We start from the raw sequence: 14,044 nt of genomic DNA on the forward strand, positions 1-14,044 counted from the left end.
CGTCTGTTTTTTTATCGTCAATTTGTCTTTAAGGGTGACATTACTTTTTCAAAACGAAAGAATTCGTATTCTTCATCGGACGAGGGCGCTTCGCCCTCTACATTCGGACCAGGGTTCCCTTTATGATTAAATTCGACGATGTGGAAACCGCACTTATTCACATAGAAATGAATATTACGTTTTTCAAAGTACGGGGTATGCAGCTCCCATACGTTTGTTTGTGGAAAGGCGACTTCAATTGCTTCCCAGGCTTTCGTACCAATCCCTTTTCCATCTGCACTTATATATATAAAATCGACTTCATTATGCTGTGTTTTTTCATCAATCCGTAGCACCACACCTCCGACTTTTTCACCATCTAGGACGATATGAAGAATAGTAGCGCCCTTCGCACACAATGAACGCTGTATATCTTCCTCTGAAGGAATAGGTCCCATTTCTGTTAAGTCTTCATGTTGACAGCTATCTTGCCAACCTTTCATAAAGGCATCTTGTAATGCCTTTTTAAATTTTGGTAAGTCTTCTGTTGTTACGGGTAATAGCTCGATTTTTGAATCCATGTTGTTTTCACCTCATCCTAAAAAATTAAAAAAAGCGTCCAATGGTTAAAAATATTAAACTCCATATGCCAATACTAATACTGGTATAGAACGCATACGTTTTTATCGACATATGCGACATCCCGCAGAAGTAACCAGCGAAATGACGCATTCCCGGTACGAAATAACTCACGACAAGCGCTACTGCACCATACTTCCCAATCCACGTTTCAGCTTTGCTACTCCATTTTCGGGGAGCGCTCATCCAACGTCCTAGCCAATCAAGTAAAGGACGGCCTGCTCGTTGTCCAATGAAATAACTGAATAGCATTCCGATGAACGACCCAATACATACGACGACAAATGTTATACCATAATGTAGAAGACCGATTTTTGTAAAATAGCCAACGAGTAAAATCATCAATTCATCTGGAATCGGAAGGCTGAATATGCCGAAGGCAAGTACGAGAAAAATGGCGAGATAGCCATAGTCTGTAATCATCGATTCAAATAATGCCATCATATTGTTTGTTCATTTTCTGTGCTGATTTTTTTAGCATGTGGAATCTTCACATGACTGATCATTAAATAAGAAAGCAGGCACATGATTCCGGCGACGAACATAGGTGATAAGAAGATCGTAGTTAACAGTAGAATGACAGCAGCCGCGGGTACGGGTAACCCGATAAAAGTCGGTAACTCACTTTGCGTCGTATTAAATCGTGCTAAGCGAAGTAATGCACAGACATTGTATGACACAGCGACGAAAAGACCGATTTGTCCAAAATCACTTAATAAAACATGATAAGCAAAAAGTACTGGGGCAATACCGAACGTTACTAAATCTGAAAAAGAATCGAGTTCTTTTCCAAATTCGGATACAGTTCCTAGTTTTCTAGCGATCCTCTCGTCAAATAGATCAAACAATAACCCTAATAAAATAAATCCAATTGCTGCACTAAAGTTCTCCTCGAGTACGGCAAAGATAGACAACATTCCACAGACGAAGTTACTAATCTTTAAGGTTGCGGGTATAGCAGTTTTCGGCATAATATGAAGTCTTCCTTTCCTGACATGAATGAGCGGATTTGAATCCCTAAGCGACTCATTCGAAATAATTTTTAGTCAGAGTACACGATGGTCGTTTTTGCAGGTATATGTTACTCTCACAAAAAGAGCATAAACTATGGAGTCACTCCAGGGTAAAGGGGGTAAAAAAAAGAAAAGATGAAAACTTATTTGCAAAAGAAATTTACAACCGGTGAATTTGCAAAACTTCTTGATATCAACAAAGACACACTTTTGTATTACGATAAAATTAATTTGTTTAAACCGGCTGGTACTTATACGAACGGATATCGCTACTATACGTTTGAGCAATTTGATCAATTTATGGCAATCCATTCATTACGACAAGTAGAAGTCCCGATTAAAGAATTAAAAACATATTTTGAAACACCGACGATACCATCGTTGCGACAACTGGCATTAAAACAAAGTGAACAAGTCGCGCTTGAATTAAAAAAATTGCAGGATATTCAGCTTTTTTTACATCGTGTCGTAGAACTGACAGATGAAATGCAAGCGATTTCGTTCGGAGAAGTGCATTTTAAAAAGTTAGCTGAAGAATCGATTGTACTGAGTGAGGAAAAACTAGATTGGTCATTGTCTATTGAAGAGTTGTATCAGCACTCTAGTGTATTTTTAAAAAAACTTGGTGTGAAAAGTACAGCTGCACATGGAATCGTGTATGAAAAAGAAAAATTCTTGCTGGAGGAAGGTAACCTACATCATTTGTTTTGTCACGTAGAAACAAGTCATTCGAAGAAAAAACCGGCCGGATTATACGCTGTTCTCTATTTTAAAGGGTCTTTTGACAATATCGATACTGCTTATACACAGCTTATGGATTCATTAGCGAAGCAAAACTTTGAAATGGACGGAGATGTGTATGAGGAGTATCTACTTCATTCCATTGCATCGCTTGAAGAAGAGGAGTTCATCACGAAGATTAGTGTGAAAGTAAAAGAAATCATTTCAACATCTTGAATGTGTATTTTCTAAGAATCTTTTTAAGATGTTTTGATATGTCTCACTTATTGTATTGATTGACCAAGGATTCAAATGCTTGAACAAGATTGCGTGAAAAATAAGTAATTGAAAGACCATCTGACGCATGCGTGTCAGATGGTCTTTTTGTTCAAAATCCGAGCTCGCTTTTTAATTGATCAACATATTGTTTAGCTTCGAGTAAGGATAAACCGAGTGATTCGCGAACACGTTTAACGGCTTCGACCATTTTGCCTTCTTTGAGCAACTGAACCAGTTCGACTTGTAACGCTGCTTCTTCTAAAGACACTTCGTTCAGACCGAGGTGTTCCTCGATTCGTTGCAATTTTTTTAGAATCGTTTGTTGGCGGCGTTTTGCTTCGTCCGCTTTTTGCGATAAGGACATCCAAATGAAGAATAAGACAATCAGTGGAGCGAACGTGACGACAGAATCCATAGTGAACACCTTCCTTTCGTCCACCGTACCATAGGAAATGATTCATAACAAATAGTGGAAAACGAGGTGGAAATTGATTATGCTGATATAGTGGAAAATAAAGGGTTAATATGGAAAGGAGATAAATCTAGTGGATAATGTATTAGTGACATTTTTGCCATTCTTGATTCAAATCGGACTAATCATGGTGCTGTTCTTCTTCGGAACGTTTGGTCTGTTTTTCTTCGTAAAACGCAGCTCGTATCACAACAGTCGTTATTATCGACTGACACGTGAACCGTTTTTACGGATTGTCCGTGATAAGGGGAAATGGGGCGAGTACTTGACGACACGTCAACTCGATCAAGTGTCAGGATACGGCACGTATGTGTTTAATACATATTTACCTCGTGCGCGGGGAGAAGGTACGACGGAGATCGATGTGACGTTTATTCATGAAAGTGGCATCTATGTGCTCGAATCGAAAAACTACAGCGGGTGGATTTTCGGACGCGAGCAGGACCGTCAGTGGACACAACAGTTCCAGAATCGCTTCAAACAACGGTTTTATAATCCGATCAAACAAAATGAAGGGCATCTCAAAAGCATGCAACGCTTCTTAGAAGGAACGGATCCTGCGCTCTTTCACTCCTTGATCGTTTTCAGCGAACGCTGTGAACTCAAAAAAATCACGGTTGATTCAGCGCATGTCCGTGTCTTGAAACGAAACGTCTTACGTAAGACGATCGAGAAACTCGCAACAGGAAAGCCATTGACACCAAGTCAAGTCGATACGATTGCAGGGAAACTCGGGGTTCATTCACAAGTCGATCGTGCCACGCAACAAGCGCATATCGATGGAATTCGTCAACGCCAAGCAAAATGAAATCGTTGACGGACTTATTCTCCTTCAGGTATAGTGAATAAATAATAAGTAGTGCAACTATATGGAGATGATGGGATGAAAGAATCGGAATGGTCGCTTGGAATGCAATTATCCCGTAGTTATTATGCGTTCAAACGTGCTGCTGCTAAACGGATGGAAGCGTTCGGTCTGACACCAGAGCAGTTTTCTGTCCTGAGCGAACTCGCTAAACAAGATGGTGTTTCGCAAAAGCAGCTGGCATTCGTGACAGAACGTGATCAAACGACGATCGGTAAGATTCTGGATAAGCTCGGTAAAAAAGAACTAATCGTTCGGACGCCGGACCCCCGGGACCGACGAGCGGTTCTGCTCTTGATGACACGAGAAGGACGCGACATTGTCGATCGCCTCGGGCCAGAGCTCGATCAACTACAACTCGAAGCGTTCCGTGGACTATCGCGAGAGCAAATCGAGCAATTAAAAGAAACACTTGAGACCATTCACCGGAATGTGACGTGAATGGTTTTCCTTCGGGCATATAGTTGCACGTGATATTATAAGTAATGCATGTAAAAGGAGATTGTAATATGAAAGCATGGAAAGATGTCTGGTCAATGACACAAACGAAAGTAGGGCTCGTCTTCGCAATCGTCGTCCCGCTCTTGTTCCTCGTCGTTTGGATGACCGGTTACGAAGGAACGACGGAACGGCTCGATCAATTGAACGTCGGTGTCGTTGGCGAAGTGAATGACCCGTTCGTCAAATCACTAAAGGAAGCACCGTTCACGGTCCAAGCACTTTCGACCGAAGTGAAAGGATTGGAAGCACTCGATGCCAATGAAGTCGATCTCGTTCTACAAAAGGATGATGCAACGCGTCAACTGACGGCACACGTCAGCCAGACGAATGCCGAATTCGCGAATGCGATTCTCGAGCGGGCAACGGAAACGATCGGCAAACAGTTGAATGGTGAGCCAACGTTTACGACATCGATCGTCACGGAGCATGCCGTCTCGGATTTTGCCTTGTCGATGCTGCCACTCGTCCTCGGGTTCGTCATCTATATCGCGACGATGACGATGGGGATTCAATTCAATCTTGTCAGTACGATCTTAAGTAAGCGTCATTCGATCTGGTCGCTATTTTGGAGTCGCCAACTGTTGCACGGGATTGTTCTTCTGGTCGTTCCACTACTGCTCGTTTCCGTGGCACATGTATTAACGGACATCACGACACCGTTCATCAAACTATGGGCGTTCGAACTTCTTGTCGTCGCGACCTGTATCGCCGTCACGCAGATGAACTTTGCGATATTTGGACCGATTGCTCCACTCGTCAATGTTGCGTTGATTCCGTTCCAGTTGATGACTGCCGGAAACATCGTGCCGGCGAAGATGCTGGCACCGTTTTATCAATCCCTCGGAACGTTCTTACCTGTTCCGAATGCCGTGGCTGGATTCAGTCGATTGTTATTCATGAATGGATCCATCGGTACCCAAGTGTTGCATTTATCCCTGCTTTGTTTCGGTAGTTTTATCATAACGTGCTTAGTGCTGAGTTGGAGGGAGCAACGACAAGCACAACGTGTTGTTGCATGAAGAATATAAGAAGAATCGTCATCGAATGAGATGGCGATTTTTTTGTTTGAGATCGATTTATGAAAAAATCATTGCATAACAAAAACGTTATATAATAATATGGTTATGTGAAAAGCGAAAAAGATAACTTCGCTCCTGTATCAGGCATGGATTATACGTTTAAGAGAAAGGAGGACTCTTCATTGATCGAGACAGCAAAACGGGTAGAAGAGATGAGTCAGTTCTTGAAGCTACTGAGCGATGGAACACGGCTTGAAATTTTGCGAAGACTACACGTTCGGGAACATTGTGTCTGTGATTTCGTCGAGATGTTTGATATTTCGCAACCCGCAGTCAGTCGTCATCTAAAATTATTGCGTCAGTCCCATCTCATCTTGGAACGACGTGAACGACAATGGATTTATTTTCGAATCAATCCAGATCACCCGCAACACAAGTTGTTATTGACGATTTTAGAAGAAATGGACACTTTGGACATCCCGGACAGAAGTTGCTAAGGACACACACCGTGGATGAAATGGATTAGCACGAGCAAGGCAAATTGGAATTGAGACGATATTCCATTCTTGATGGCACACGTTCAAGATTGGCGAATCGTTAACAGAACCACTCGAAATTTAATACAGAAATGAAGTGAACGCATTGACCGGTACACATTTACTAGCGATCGGAATTTTTCTGATCACCTTATTCTTAATCATTAAACAACCGAAAGGACTCGGCATCGGTTACTCAGCGATGGGGATGACACTCGTTGCGCTATTGACGGGAGTCGTCAACCTCGATGATGTTTCGACTGTCTGGGGTATCATCTGGAATGCCACCTTTACGTTCATCGCCCTGATCATCATCTCATTGATTCTTGATGAGATCGGATTCTTCGAATGGGCGGCACTCCACATGGCACGCATCGCGCGAGGTGGTGGTGTCAAACTATTCGTGTATATGACATTACTTGGTGCTGTCGTTGCGGCTTTATTCGCGAACGATGGGGCAGCATTGATCCTGACACCAATCGTCCTCGCAATGGTTCGTCACTTGAAACTTCCGGATTATGTCGTGTTAGCCTACGTATTCGCTTCCGGATTCATTGCCGATACAGCAAGTTTACCGTTCGTCGTCTCGAACCTCGTCAATATCGTCTCAGCAGACTTCTTTAACATCGGTTTTACGGAGTATGCTTCACGGATGGTATTTGTTAATTTCTTTTCCGTCATCGGCAGTCTGATCGTCTTGTATCTCTATTTCCGAAAGAGTATTCCGAAGAATTATGATGTCGTGCAGCTCGTCGCACCCGCGACAGCGATCAAGGATCAACGGATGTTTAAGCTTTCATGGTTCGTCCTCATTTTGCTTGTCGTCGGATACTTCACGAGTGACATCGTCGGCATTCCAGTCAGTCTTGTCGCTGGTATCATCGCCTTGTTCTTCTTATTGATGGCACGCCGTTCACCGAGCGTACCGACGAAAAAAGTCATCAGTGGTGCTCCGTGGGCGATTGTCTTCTTCTCACTTGGTATGTATATCGTTGTCTACGGACTTCAAAATGCCGGGTTGACACAAGTTCTTGCCGACATCATTGATGGATTTGCGACGAATCTAGCAGCCGCAACTTTTGGCATGGGCTTCTTGGCCGCCATCTTGTCGTCGATCATGAATAATATGCCGACCGTCATGATTGATGCGCTCGCGATTGATTTAAGTCAGGCAACCGGAACGATTCGAGAGGCGCTCATCTATGCGAATGTCATCGGATCTGATCTTGGACCGAAGATCACACCGATCGGAAGTCTAGCGACATTGCTTTGGTTGCACGTGCTTCGAACGAAGGGTGTGAAAATTGGTTGGGGTCAATACTTTAAGATCGGAACGATTCTGACGATCCCGACACTTGCGATCACATTACTTGGCTTGTATATCAGCTTGATACTTTATTGATTTCTAGGAGGAAACAGTTATGAAATTATTGATTATTGGCTCAGTGGCCGCGGGAACATCAGTAGGAGCAAAAGCACGTCGAAACAGTGAAGAGTTGCAAATCACGATTTATGATCGGGATCAGGACATCTCTTACTCAGGTTGTGGGATTCCCTACTTCGTTGGTGGCGAAATCGCTGACATTGATGAATTGACACCGCGAGATGCCGCTTTCTTTAAAAAACGGTATAACATCGATATTCATACACAACACGAAGTTGAATCGATTGATCATGCGACAAAAACAGTTACCATTGTCAATCTCCTGACAGGGGATCGATTCACGGACACGTATGATACGTTAGTACTGGCAACCGGTGCTTCAAGTATCGTTCCACCACTTCCGGGAATCGAGCATGAGAATGTCTTTACGGTTCGAAATGTCCGTAATGCCGACGCGATCCGGTCCTATATTGATGCCCATGATCCGAAAACGGCAACGATCGTCGGTGGAGGGTTCATCGGACTCGAGATGGCAGAGCAATTGACGTATCGCGGTATTCAAGTCACGCTCGTCGAACGCTTGCCGCAAGTCATGCCGCCACTTGATCGCGATATGGCAGAACGTGTAGCGGATCATTTGAAAGATAGAGGGGTATCCCTTTTGCTTGGCGAATCCGTGACAGCGTTCAACGGAGAAGAACGTATTTCTGAGGTCGCGCTTGAGAGTGGAAAAACGATCGAGACGGATCTTGTCATTTTATCTGTTGGCGTCAAGCCGAACACCGATCTTGCGAAACAGATCGGTGTGGAGCTCGGTAAAACAGGGGCGATCGCAGTCAACCGTCAAATGCAAACGAATGTAGCCGATGTCTACGCAGTCGGCGATGTCGCAGAGAGTTTCTCCGTCATCACGGGTGAAGCACTTTATCGTCCGCTTGGGTCAACAGCGAACAAGATGGGACGGATTGCCGGCATGGTCATTACTGGAGAAGAAGCGGAGCACCGTGGGATCTTAGGGACGGGTATCTTCAAGGCATTCGATTTGACGGTCGCTCAAACAGGTTTGACGGAAAAAGAAGCGCGTGAGTCAGGCTATGACATCGAAGTCTTGCATAACATCAAACCAGATCGTCCGGAATACATGGGTGGGAAAGAGATGACGATCAAAGCGATTGCCGATCGGGCAACAGGGCGAGTTCTCGGAGCCCAAATCGTAGGTCCGCAAGGTGTCGACAAACGGATTGATGTCCTAGCGACGGCGATCACCTTTAAGGCGAAGGCAGAGGATTTATTCCATCTCGACTTAGCCTACGCACCACCGTTTGCGACGACGAAGGATCCCGTTCTCTATACGGGAATGGCACTCGATAATGCCATCAAAAAAACGGCTCGCTTGATAACGCCGAACGAATTGATTGATCAAGTCGCGAGTGGGAAGTCGTTCCAAATCATTGATACACGCTCAAAAGCACAATTTGAAAAAAATCATGTTGATGGAGCGATTCATATCCCGCTCGGTGAATTACGGACACGCGCGAAGGAACTGGATCCGACGTTACCGACGATCGTCTACTGCAACAAAGGCGTGACGGGGAATGCTGCGCAAAACGTCTTGAAAAACCTTGGATTTACGGATGTATGCAACTTATCAGGTGGTAACAAGAACTATCAGCATATAAAAAAATGTTTGTCATAATCTTGAACTGAGTTATATAAGAATTTCTAACCATTATGTAAGAAGTGCACACCTGCTTTTAATGAATAGACTAGATTTTGTTTATAAAAAGCTCACGTCTCGAAAATGGAGACGTGAGCTTTTGTATTAGAATAACTCGTTGATTGGTGTGTCACCTTCGAGTAGTGTGACGACTTGCTTCGACGCCTTGTCGTGACCGATTGCTGCCAAAATGACGCGTGCGACATCCTCGCGGGGAATTTTTTTAGTTGCTTGTTCGGACGGATCCGTCGTGACGTTTCCTGTGCCGGCTTCATCCGATAGTCCGCCTGGGCGAAGAATCGTGTAGTTGAGTGACGATTCCTTCAGGACACGATCCGCGTAGCGTTTTGCAATGTAATACGGCTTCATGCTGTTGGACCATGTTTCCGGCGAATCGGCATTCAAAGCACTGACCATGATGAACTGTTTTGCATTGATTGCTTCTGCTGCTTCAATCGCTTTGACAGCACCGTCGAAATCGATCAGCATCGTCTTGTCGGCTCCCGTGTGACCTCCGGACCCTGCCGTAAAGATGACGACATCTGATCCTTGTAATGCATCAGTGATCGTCGCGACGTCCGCTTCAAGATCGAGATGGGCCGGGGTATGACCTAATTTCTCAAAATCACTGAACTGGTCCTTGGAACGTAATCCTACTTTGACATCGTGCTTCGAATCCTGCAGTAAGCGAGCAGCGTGACGACCTACTTTACCATTTGCACCAATGATGAAAATCTGACTCATGTTCCATTCCTCCATTTCACGATTTGATGATTCTGTTTCAGTATGGAAAAGACGGGGGGATTCTGTAAAGAGAGACGACTTGTAGAACTATAACCGTCATCAAAACATCTTTTTAACGCTTTTATGCATAAAATCATCAAATTATCTTGAAATCACGTGTAAGTGTGGTAGGATAATGACTATTACCCACACCGAAAATCATTTGGGTTAAATTGTAGCAATATTCGGTGAATGGGCAACGACGAAACAGAAAGGAGAGATACGATGAGAAAGAAACCATGGCTACTGGCAGGACTTGTTTTGACAGGCGTTGCCGCTTGGATGATCTGGAATCAACAGACGGATGCCAAAGCACATGACATCTTCGAAGACCACAAGCTGGTCGTCGGGACGACGGGGGATTATAAGCCCTTTACATATTGGAACGAGGAACGGAATCGTTATCAAGGCTTTGATATCGATGTCATCCAAGCGTTCGCAAAAGCAGCAAATCTTGACGTGACGTTCGTCAAAACGACATGGCCGACATTATCGGAGGATACGAAATCAGGCAAGTTTGATATCGCTGTCGGTGGCATCACGAAGAAAGTCGAGCGCGAGGTCGTCGGAGACTTTACATCGTCGTATTTCTCCTTTCAAAAAGCACCGCTCGTAAAGAAGAAAGATGTCGAACGCTTGAATTCGCTCGCTGCAATCAATGATCCAGCAGTCAAAATCGGCGTCAATCCGGGTGGCACGAACGAAGCGTTCGTGAAGAAGCATTTTCCGAAAGCAGATGTGACCGTCTTTGAGAACAACTTGTACATTCCAAAAGCCGTAAAAAGCGGACAAGTCGATGTCATGGTGACGGACGACATCGAGGCGTTGCATTACGCGACAGAACTCGATCTTGCGGTGCCGAAACTGGCAGAGGCGTGGGAACCAGCTGAGATGGCGTATTTGATGAAACCGGATCAAAAACAGCTTAGAGACGTTTTCCGAGTATGGATTGAAAGTGCAGAAGGGCAAGAACAGGTTGAACAACTAAAGAAAAAATGGAACATCGTCTCGACGCGTGAGACGGTCGGAGCGAAAGGAGCGGGAGCACATGAGTAAATGGGGATGGATCGTCGTCGGAGGTGGCGTCCTGTTTGCGAGCTTATTGACGCTATGGCAAGCGGAGCAACCACGACGTGTACAAGCGAAGAACGTCTTTGCGACGAAAAAAATCATCGTCGGAACGACCGGGGACTACAAACCATTCACCTACTTGAACCGGAAGACGAACGAGTACGAAGGGTTCGATATCGAAGTGATCCGTTCATTCGCGAAGACGACCGGCATCGATGTCGAGTTCGTTCCGACGACATGGCCAACGCTATCTGCTGATCTTGCTAGCGGGAAATTTGATATGGTCGTCGGGGGCGTGACGAAGAACATCGAGCGCGAGATCATCGGCGACTTCACATCGAGTTATCTATCGTTCCAAAAGACACCGCTCGTCCGTAAAGAAGATGCTAAACGCCTTGCTTCAATCGAACAAATCAATCGTCCAGACGTGACGATTGGACTAAATCCAGGGGGAACGAATGAACAGTTCGTCCGTAAGACATTCACGAAGGCGAATATCGTCATGTATGAACAAAACCTCGATATCCCGCACGCGGTTGCGTCAGGTGAAGTCGATGTCATGATCACTGATACGGTCGAGGCGATTCATTATGAAGCACTCGACAAACGACTCGCGGCACCAAGAATTCAAGAAAAATGGATTCCGGCGGAGAAGAGTTACCTCGTTCGAGAGTCGGAAGGAGATGTTGTTGATGTCTTCAATCTCTGGATGCAATCGCACGAAGGTCAAGAAGAGATGGAGCAATTAAAAGAAAAATGGCAAGTAGCGTCGTAAGTGGATCGTGTCTCCGTATAACAGGAGGCACGATTTTTTAGTAACAGGAATCTAATCGGAAAGGGCGAACAAGTATGTAGAAGCAAATTAGGAGGAATTAATATGTTGAAAAACGTGTCAGCGAGGCAATGGCTCATCATGATCGTTCTTCTAGGATGTGTCACTTACGCATGGATCGTCATCGGAGAGTCATGGATTAATTCTAAGTTGTTATTTAGAGGGGCGCTTATATTTACAAGTGGTGCAGTGCTCTCGTTTAGTCTCGCGTTAGCCCGAACTGTTCAATTAACAGGAATCGGATTAACGATGATGCTGGTGCCGATCGTCACAACGCTCGTAGTATCTGCTAGCGTCTTGTACGGCGTGTATCAGATTGTAGCGTAATCTTTAAATCTTACATCAAGGCACCGAATCAGGTGTCTTTTTTTTGATTCGAGAACAGAAAAAACGGGAAAATCTTGGACATGACTTTGAATTCAGAGAAAGAAGGAATGAAGATGATTCATGTCGAGAACCTGACGAAGACGTACGATGGGAAGGATGTCGTCAAAGGCATCTCGTTCGATGTCGAGGCAGGAGAAATCTTTGCTTTTCTAGGACCGAACGGGGCTGGAAAGTCGACGACCGTCCAGATGCTGACGACGTTGATTCCGATTTCCGGTGGTCGGGCGACGATTCAGGAATTTGATGTCGTCAAACAGGAAAAACAGGTCCGGTTACAAATTGGGGTCGCCTTACAAGATACCGGCATCGATGAGGATTTGACCGGGCTTGAATTACTCGTCCTACAAGGAAAATTATTCGGATTAAGTCAGACGGAAGCAAAAATACGGGCAGAGGAATTACTACGACTCGTCGGACTCGATCAAGACGGCAAGCGTCGGTCAGGCACTTACTCCGGCGGGATGAAACGACGACTTGATCTCGCTTTGACGCTCGTGCATCAACCGACCGTCTTGTTTCTCGACGAACCGACGACCGGACTTGACCCGGCGAGTCGTCTGCAAATCTGGAACGAGGTCCGGCGACTAAATGAAGATTTCGGAACGACGATCTTTTTGACGACTCAGTACTTGGAAGAAGCCGATCAGCTAGCAGACCGGATCGCGATCATCAATGAAGGGCAACTGATTGCCGAAGGAACGGCAGCTGAGCTGAAGGCAGCAAACGGAGAAGAACGGATTGAATTGACACTTGCGGAAAAAGAGAACGAACGAATCGTCTTAGAGACGTTTGCCGGTCGTCAGGAAAAGGATCGCCTCGTCACTCCTTCGCGGGGAACGGAGACACTGCGCGCGGTCGTCCGTTTTCTCGACGAACGGAAGATGGTTGCGACGTCACTCGTCGTCAAACAACCGTCGCTTGATGATGTCTTCATTCGTTTAACCGGACAAGCTTATAAGAAGGAATCGTGACATGATACGGGAAACGTGGTTTTTGATGCGTCGGAGTCTACTCGTCACGTTACGTAATCCGTTTTCCTTCATTCCGAATTTGATCATCAGTGTCTTCTTCTTGCTCGTCTACATGAGTGGTTTGTCTGGAATCTCGAATTTACCGCAGTTCGACGGCGTCGATTATTTGAACTTCATTCTGCCAGTTTCAATCGTCTCGGGTGCTGTTGGTGGAGCCGGGGGAGCCGGTCAAGCACTCGTCAAGGATATCGAGAGTGGTTACTTCGCACGACTATTATTGACACCGGTCTCGCGAACCGCGATCGTCCTCGGACCGATGCTTGCCGGGATGTTGCAATTATTCGTTCAAACGTTACTGATTTTCGGGATGGCCTTTTTGCTTGGTCTATCGATTCCAGTCGGTGTCAGCGGCTTTTTCTTGACGATTTTACTCGCGCTCGGATTTGGACTCGCCTTTGCCGGTTACTCGGTCGGTGTCGCTTTGAAGACACGGAATGCGCAAGCCGCTCAAGCCGGAACGCTCTTATTCTTTCCGCTGATTTTCCTGTCGACGACGTTCGTACCGAAAGACTTGGTTGAAGCCGAGTGGCTCAAGATTGCTGCGACGATCAATCCAACGACCTATATCATGGAAGGCATGCGTAGTGTGTTAACCCGTCCAGAAATTGATTGGTCGGTTTACTGGCAAGGTTTGATCGTCGCTGCTGTTCTCAGCATCGCGATGGTGATCTTTGCTGCGTTGAACGTACGTGGGGCATTGAAAAAGTAAAAAATGGACTCGTTTTTAGGAGGCCACTGAAAAACTTCAATACTTTGTATCGTATTGAACAGTTTAAGACGAAGATACCGGATTTCCACTCAGGGAATCCGGTATCT

At 45.3% G+C, this 14,044-nt stretch carries 17 protein-coding genes; 12 read left to right on the forward strand and 5 right to left on the reverse strand.

What is annotated here, in order from left to right:
* Positions 1–17: 17 nt before the first annotated feature.
* From KNQ15_RS15370 to pssA, 3 genes are read right to left on the reverse strand one after another with little or no spacing between them, the layout of a single operon-like run.
* Complete coding sequence (locus KNQ15_RS15370; RefSeq protein WP_214729998.1) at positions 18–560, reverse strand: GNAT family N-acetyltransferase; 543 nt, start codon at positions 558–560, stop codon at positions 18–20.
* 25 nt (positions 561–585) lie between these two features.
* Complete coding sequence (locus KNQ15_RS15375) at positions 586–1,062, reverse strand: DedA family protein (RefSeq protein WP_251137717.1); 477 nt, start codon at positions 1,060–1,062, stop codon at positions 586–588.
* Positions 1,059–1,589, reverse strand: a complete 531-nt coding sequence (pssA, locus tag KNQ15_RS15380; RefSeq protein ID WP_214729999.1) for a CDP-diacylglycerol--serine O-phosphatidyltransferase — start codon at positions 1,587–1,589, stop codon at positions 1,059–1,061. Before pssA ends, KNQ15_RS15375 begins: the two co-directional genes overlap by 4 nt.
* Positions 1,590–1,766: 177 nt before the next feature.
* Here pssA and KNQ15_RS15385 point away from each other — a divergent pair, with 177 nt between their 5' ends.
* Positions 1,767–2,588: a MerR family transcriptional regulator gene (locus KNQ15_RS15385; RefSeq protein WP_214730000.1), complete on the forward strand. Its 822-nt coding sequence runs from the start codon at positions 1,767–1,769 to the stop codon at positions 2,586–2,588.
* Between the two features lie 151 nt (positions 2,589–2,739).
* Here the strand turns inward: KNQ15_RS15385 and KNQ15_RS15390 are convergent, their stop codons facing one another.
* On the reverse strand, positions 2,740–3,045 hold the full coding sequence (locus KNQ15_RS15390; protein ID WP_214730013.1) for a hypothetical protein: 306 nt from the start codon (positions 3,043–3,045) through the stop codon (positions 2,740–2,742).
* Positions 3,046–3,175: 130 nt separating this feature from the next.
* Here KNQ15_RS15390 and KNQ15_RS15395 point away from each other — a divergent pair, with 130 nt between their 5' ends.
* From KNQ15_RS15395 to KNQ15_RS15420, 6 genes are all read left to right on the forward strand, one after another.
* Positions 3,176–3,910 carry a nuclease-related domain-containing protein gene (locus KNQ15_RS15395; RefSeq protein WP_214730001.1) on the forward strand — a complete coding sequence of 245 codons (735 nt, stop codon included), beginning with the start codon at positions 3,176–3,178 and terminating at the stop codon, positions 3,908–3,910.
* Positions 3,911–3,985: 75 nt separating this feature from the next.
* On the forward strand, positions 3,986–4,408 hold the full coding sequence (locus tag KNQ15_RS15400; protein WP_050677025.1) for a MarR family winged helix-turn-helix transcriptional regulator: 423 nt from the start codon (positions 3,986–3,988) through the stop codon (positions 4,406–4,408).
* Between the two features lie 68 nt (positions 4,409–4,476).
* Positions 4,477–5,487: an ABC-2 transporter permease gene (locus tag KNQ15_RS15405; protein WP_214730002.1), complete on the forward strand. Its 1,011-nt coding sequence runs from the start codon at positions 4,477–4,479 to the stop codon at positions 5,485–5,487.
* 182 nt (positions 5,488–5,669) lie between these two features.
* Entirely contained in the window at positions 5,670–5,984 is a 315-nt protein-coding gene (locus KNQ15_RS15410; protein ID WP_214730003.1) for an ArsR/SmtB family transcription factor, read from the forward strand.
* Between the two features lie 136 nt (positions 5,985–6,120).
* Complete coding sequence (locus KNQ15_RS15415) at positions 6,121–7,425, forward strand: arsenic transporter (RefSeq protein WP_214730004.1); 1,305 nt, start codon at positions 6,121–6,123, stop codon at positions 7,423–7,425.
* 19 nt (positions 7,426–7,444) lie between these two features.
* Entirely contained in the window at positions 7,445–9,103 is a 1,659-nt protein-coding gene (locus KNQ15_RS15420; RefSeq protein ID WP_214730005.1) for an FAD-dependent oxidoreductase, read from the forward strand.
* A gap of 126 nt (positions 9,104–9,229) precedes the next feature.
* Here KNQ15_RS15420 and KNQ15_RS15425 read toward each other — a convergent pair whose 3' ends face one another.
* Positions 9,230–9,868, reverse strand: coding sequence for an SDR family oxidoreductase (locus KNQ15_RS15425; protein ID WP_214730006.1), 639 nt, complete (start codon positions 9,866–9,868; stop codon positions 9,230–9,232).
* A 264-nt stretch (positions 9,869–10,132) separates the two neighbouring features.
* Between KNQ15_RS15425 and KNQ15_RS15430 the strand changes: the two genes are divergently transcribed.
* The 5 genes from KNQ15_RS15430 to KNQ15_RS15450 all read left to right on the forward strand — a co-directional run bounded on the left by KNQ15_RS15430 (position 10,133) and on the right by KNQ15_RS15450 (position 13,937).
* Complete coding sequence (locus KNQ15_RS15430) at positions 10,133–10,963, forward strand: transporter substrate-binding domain-containing protein (RefSeq protein WP_214730007.1); 831 nt, start codon at positions 10,133–10,135, stop codon at positions 10,961–10,963.
* Complete coding sequence (locus tag KNQ15_RS15435) at positions 10,956–11,753, forward strand: transporter substrate-binding domain-containing protein (protein ID WP_214730008.1); 798 nt, start codon at positions 10,956–10,958, stop codon at positions 11,751–11,753. The genes KNQ15_RS15430 and KNQ15_RS15435 overlap by 8 nt, the downstream gene beginning before the upstream one ends.
* Positions 11,754–11,855: 102 nt before the next feature.
* The gene (locus tag KNQ15_RS15440; protein ID WP_214730009.1) at positions 11,856–12,137 is read left to right on the forward strand and encodes a hypothetical protein; all 282 of its coding nucleotides are present in this window, start codon (positions 11,856–11,858) and stop codon (positions 12,135–12,137) included.
* Positions 12,138–12,250: 113 nt separating this feature from the next.
* On the forward strand, positions 12,251–13,168 hold the full coding sequence (locus KNQ15_RS15445) for an ATP-binding cassette domain-containing protein (RefSeq protein WP_214730010.1): 918 nt from the start codon (positions 12,251–12,253) through the stop codon (positions 13,166–13,168).
* A gap of 1 nt (position 13,169) precedes the next feature.
* Positions 13,170–13,937: an ABC transporter permease gene (locus tag KNQ15_RS15450; protein ID WP_214730011.1), complete on the forward strand. Its 768-nt coding sequence runs from the start codon at positions 13,170–13,172 to the stop codon at positions 13,935–13,937.
* Positions 13,938–14,044 lie beyond the last annotated feature (107 nt).

Origin of the sequence: Exiguobacterium sp. s168 (assembly GCF_018619035.1) — a bacterium.
GTDB lineage: Bacteria > Bacillota > Bacilli > Exiguobacteriales > Exiguobacteriaceae > Exiguobacterium_A > Exiguobacterium_A acetylicum.

Excerpts from the sequence above, each read along its gene's own strand:
- KNQ15_RS15370 (WP_214729998.1), bottom strand. The coding sequence starts at position 560 with ATGGATTCAAAAATCGAGCTATTACCCGTAACAACAGAAGACTTACCA.
- KNQ15_RS15375 (WP_251137717.1), bottom strand. The coding sequence starts at position 1,062 with ATGATGGCATTATTTGAATCGATGATTACAGACTATGGCTATCTCGCC.
- pssA (WP_214729999.1), bottom strand. The coding sequence starts at position 1,589 with ATGCCGAAAACTGCTATACCCGCAACCTTAAAGATTAGTAACTTCGTC.
- KNQ15_RS15385 (WP_214730000.1), top strand. The coding sequence starts at position 1,767 with ATGAAAACTTATTTGCAAAAGAAATTTACAACCGGTGAATTTGCAAAA.
- KNQ15_RS15390 (WP_214730013.1), bottom strand. The coding sequence starts at position 3,045 with ATGGATTCTGTCGTCACGTTCGCTCCACTGATTGTCTTATTCTTCATT.
- KNQ15_RS15400 (WP_050677025.1), top strand. The coding sequence starts at position 3,986 with ATGAAAGAATCGGAATGGTCGCTTGGAATGCAATTATCCCGTAGTTAT.
- KNQ15_RS15405 (WP_214730002.1), top strand. The coding sequence starts at position 4,477 with ATGAAAGCATGGAAAGATGTCTGGTCAATGACACAAACGAAAGTAGGG.
- KNQ15_RS15420 (WP_214730005.1), top strand. The coding sequence starts at position 7,445 with ATGAAATTATTGATTATTGGCTCAGTGGCCGCGGGAACATCAGTAGGA.
- KNQ15_RS15425 (WP_214730006.1), bottom strand. The coding sequence starts at position 9,868 with ATGAGTCAGATTTTCATCATTGGTGCAAATGGTAAAGTAGGTCGTCAC.
- KNQ15_RS15430 (WP_214730007.1), top strand. The coding sequence starts at position 10,133 with ATGAGAAAGAAACCATGGCTACTGGCAGGACTTGTTTTGACAGGCGTT.
- KNQ15_RS15435 (WP_214730008.1), top strand. The coding sequence starts at position 10,956 with ATGAGTAAATGGGGATGGATCGTCGTCGGAGGTGGCGTCCTGTTTGCG.
- KNQ15_RS15440 (WP_214730009.1), top strand. The coding sequence starts at position 11,856 with ATGTTGAAAAACGTGTCAGCGAGGCAATGGCTCATCATGATCGTTCTT.
- KNQ15_RS15445 (WP_214730010.1), top strand. The coding sequence starts at position 12,251 with ATGATTCATGTCGAGAACCTGACGAAGACGTACGATGGGAAGGATGTC.
- KNQ15_RS15450 (WP_214730011.1), top strand. The coding sequence starts at position 13,170 with ATGATACGGGAAACGTGGTTTTTGATGCGTCGGAGTCTACTCGTCACG.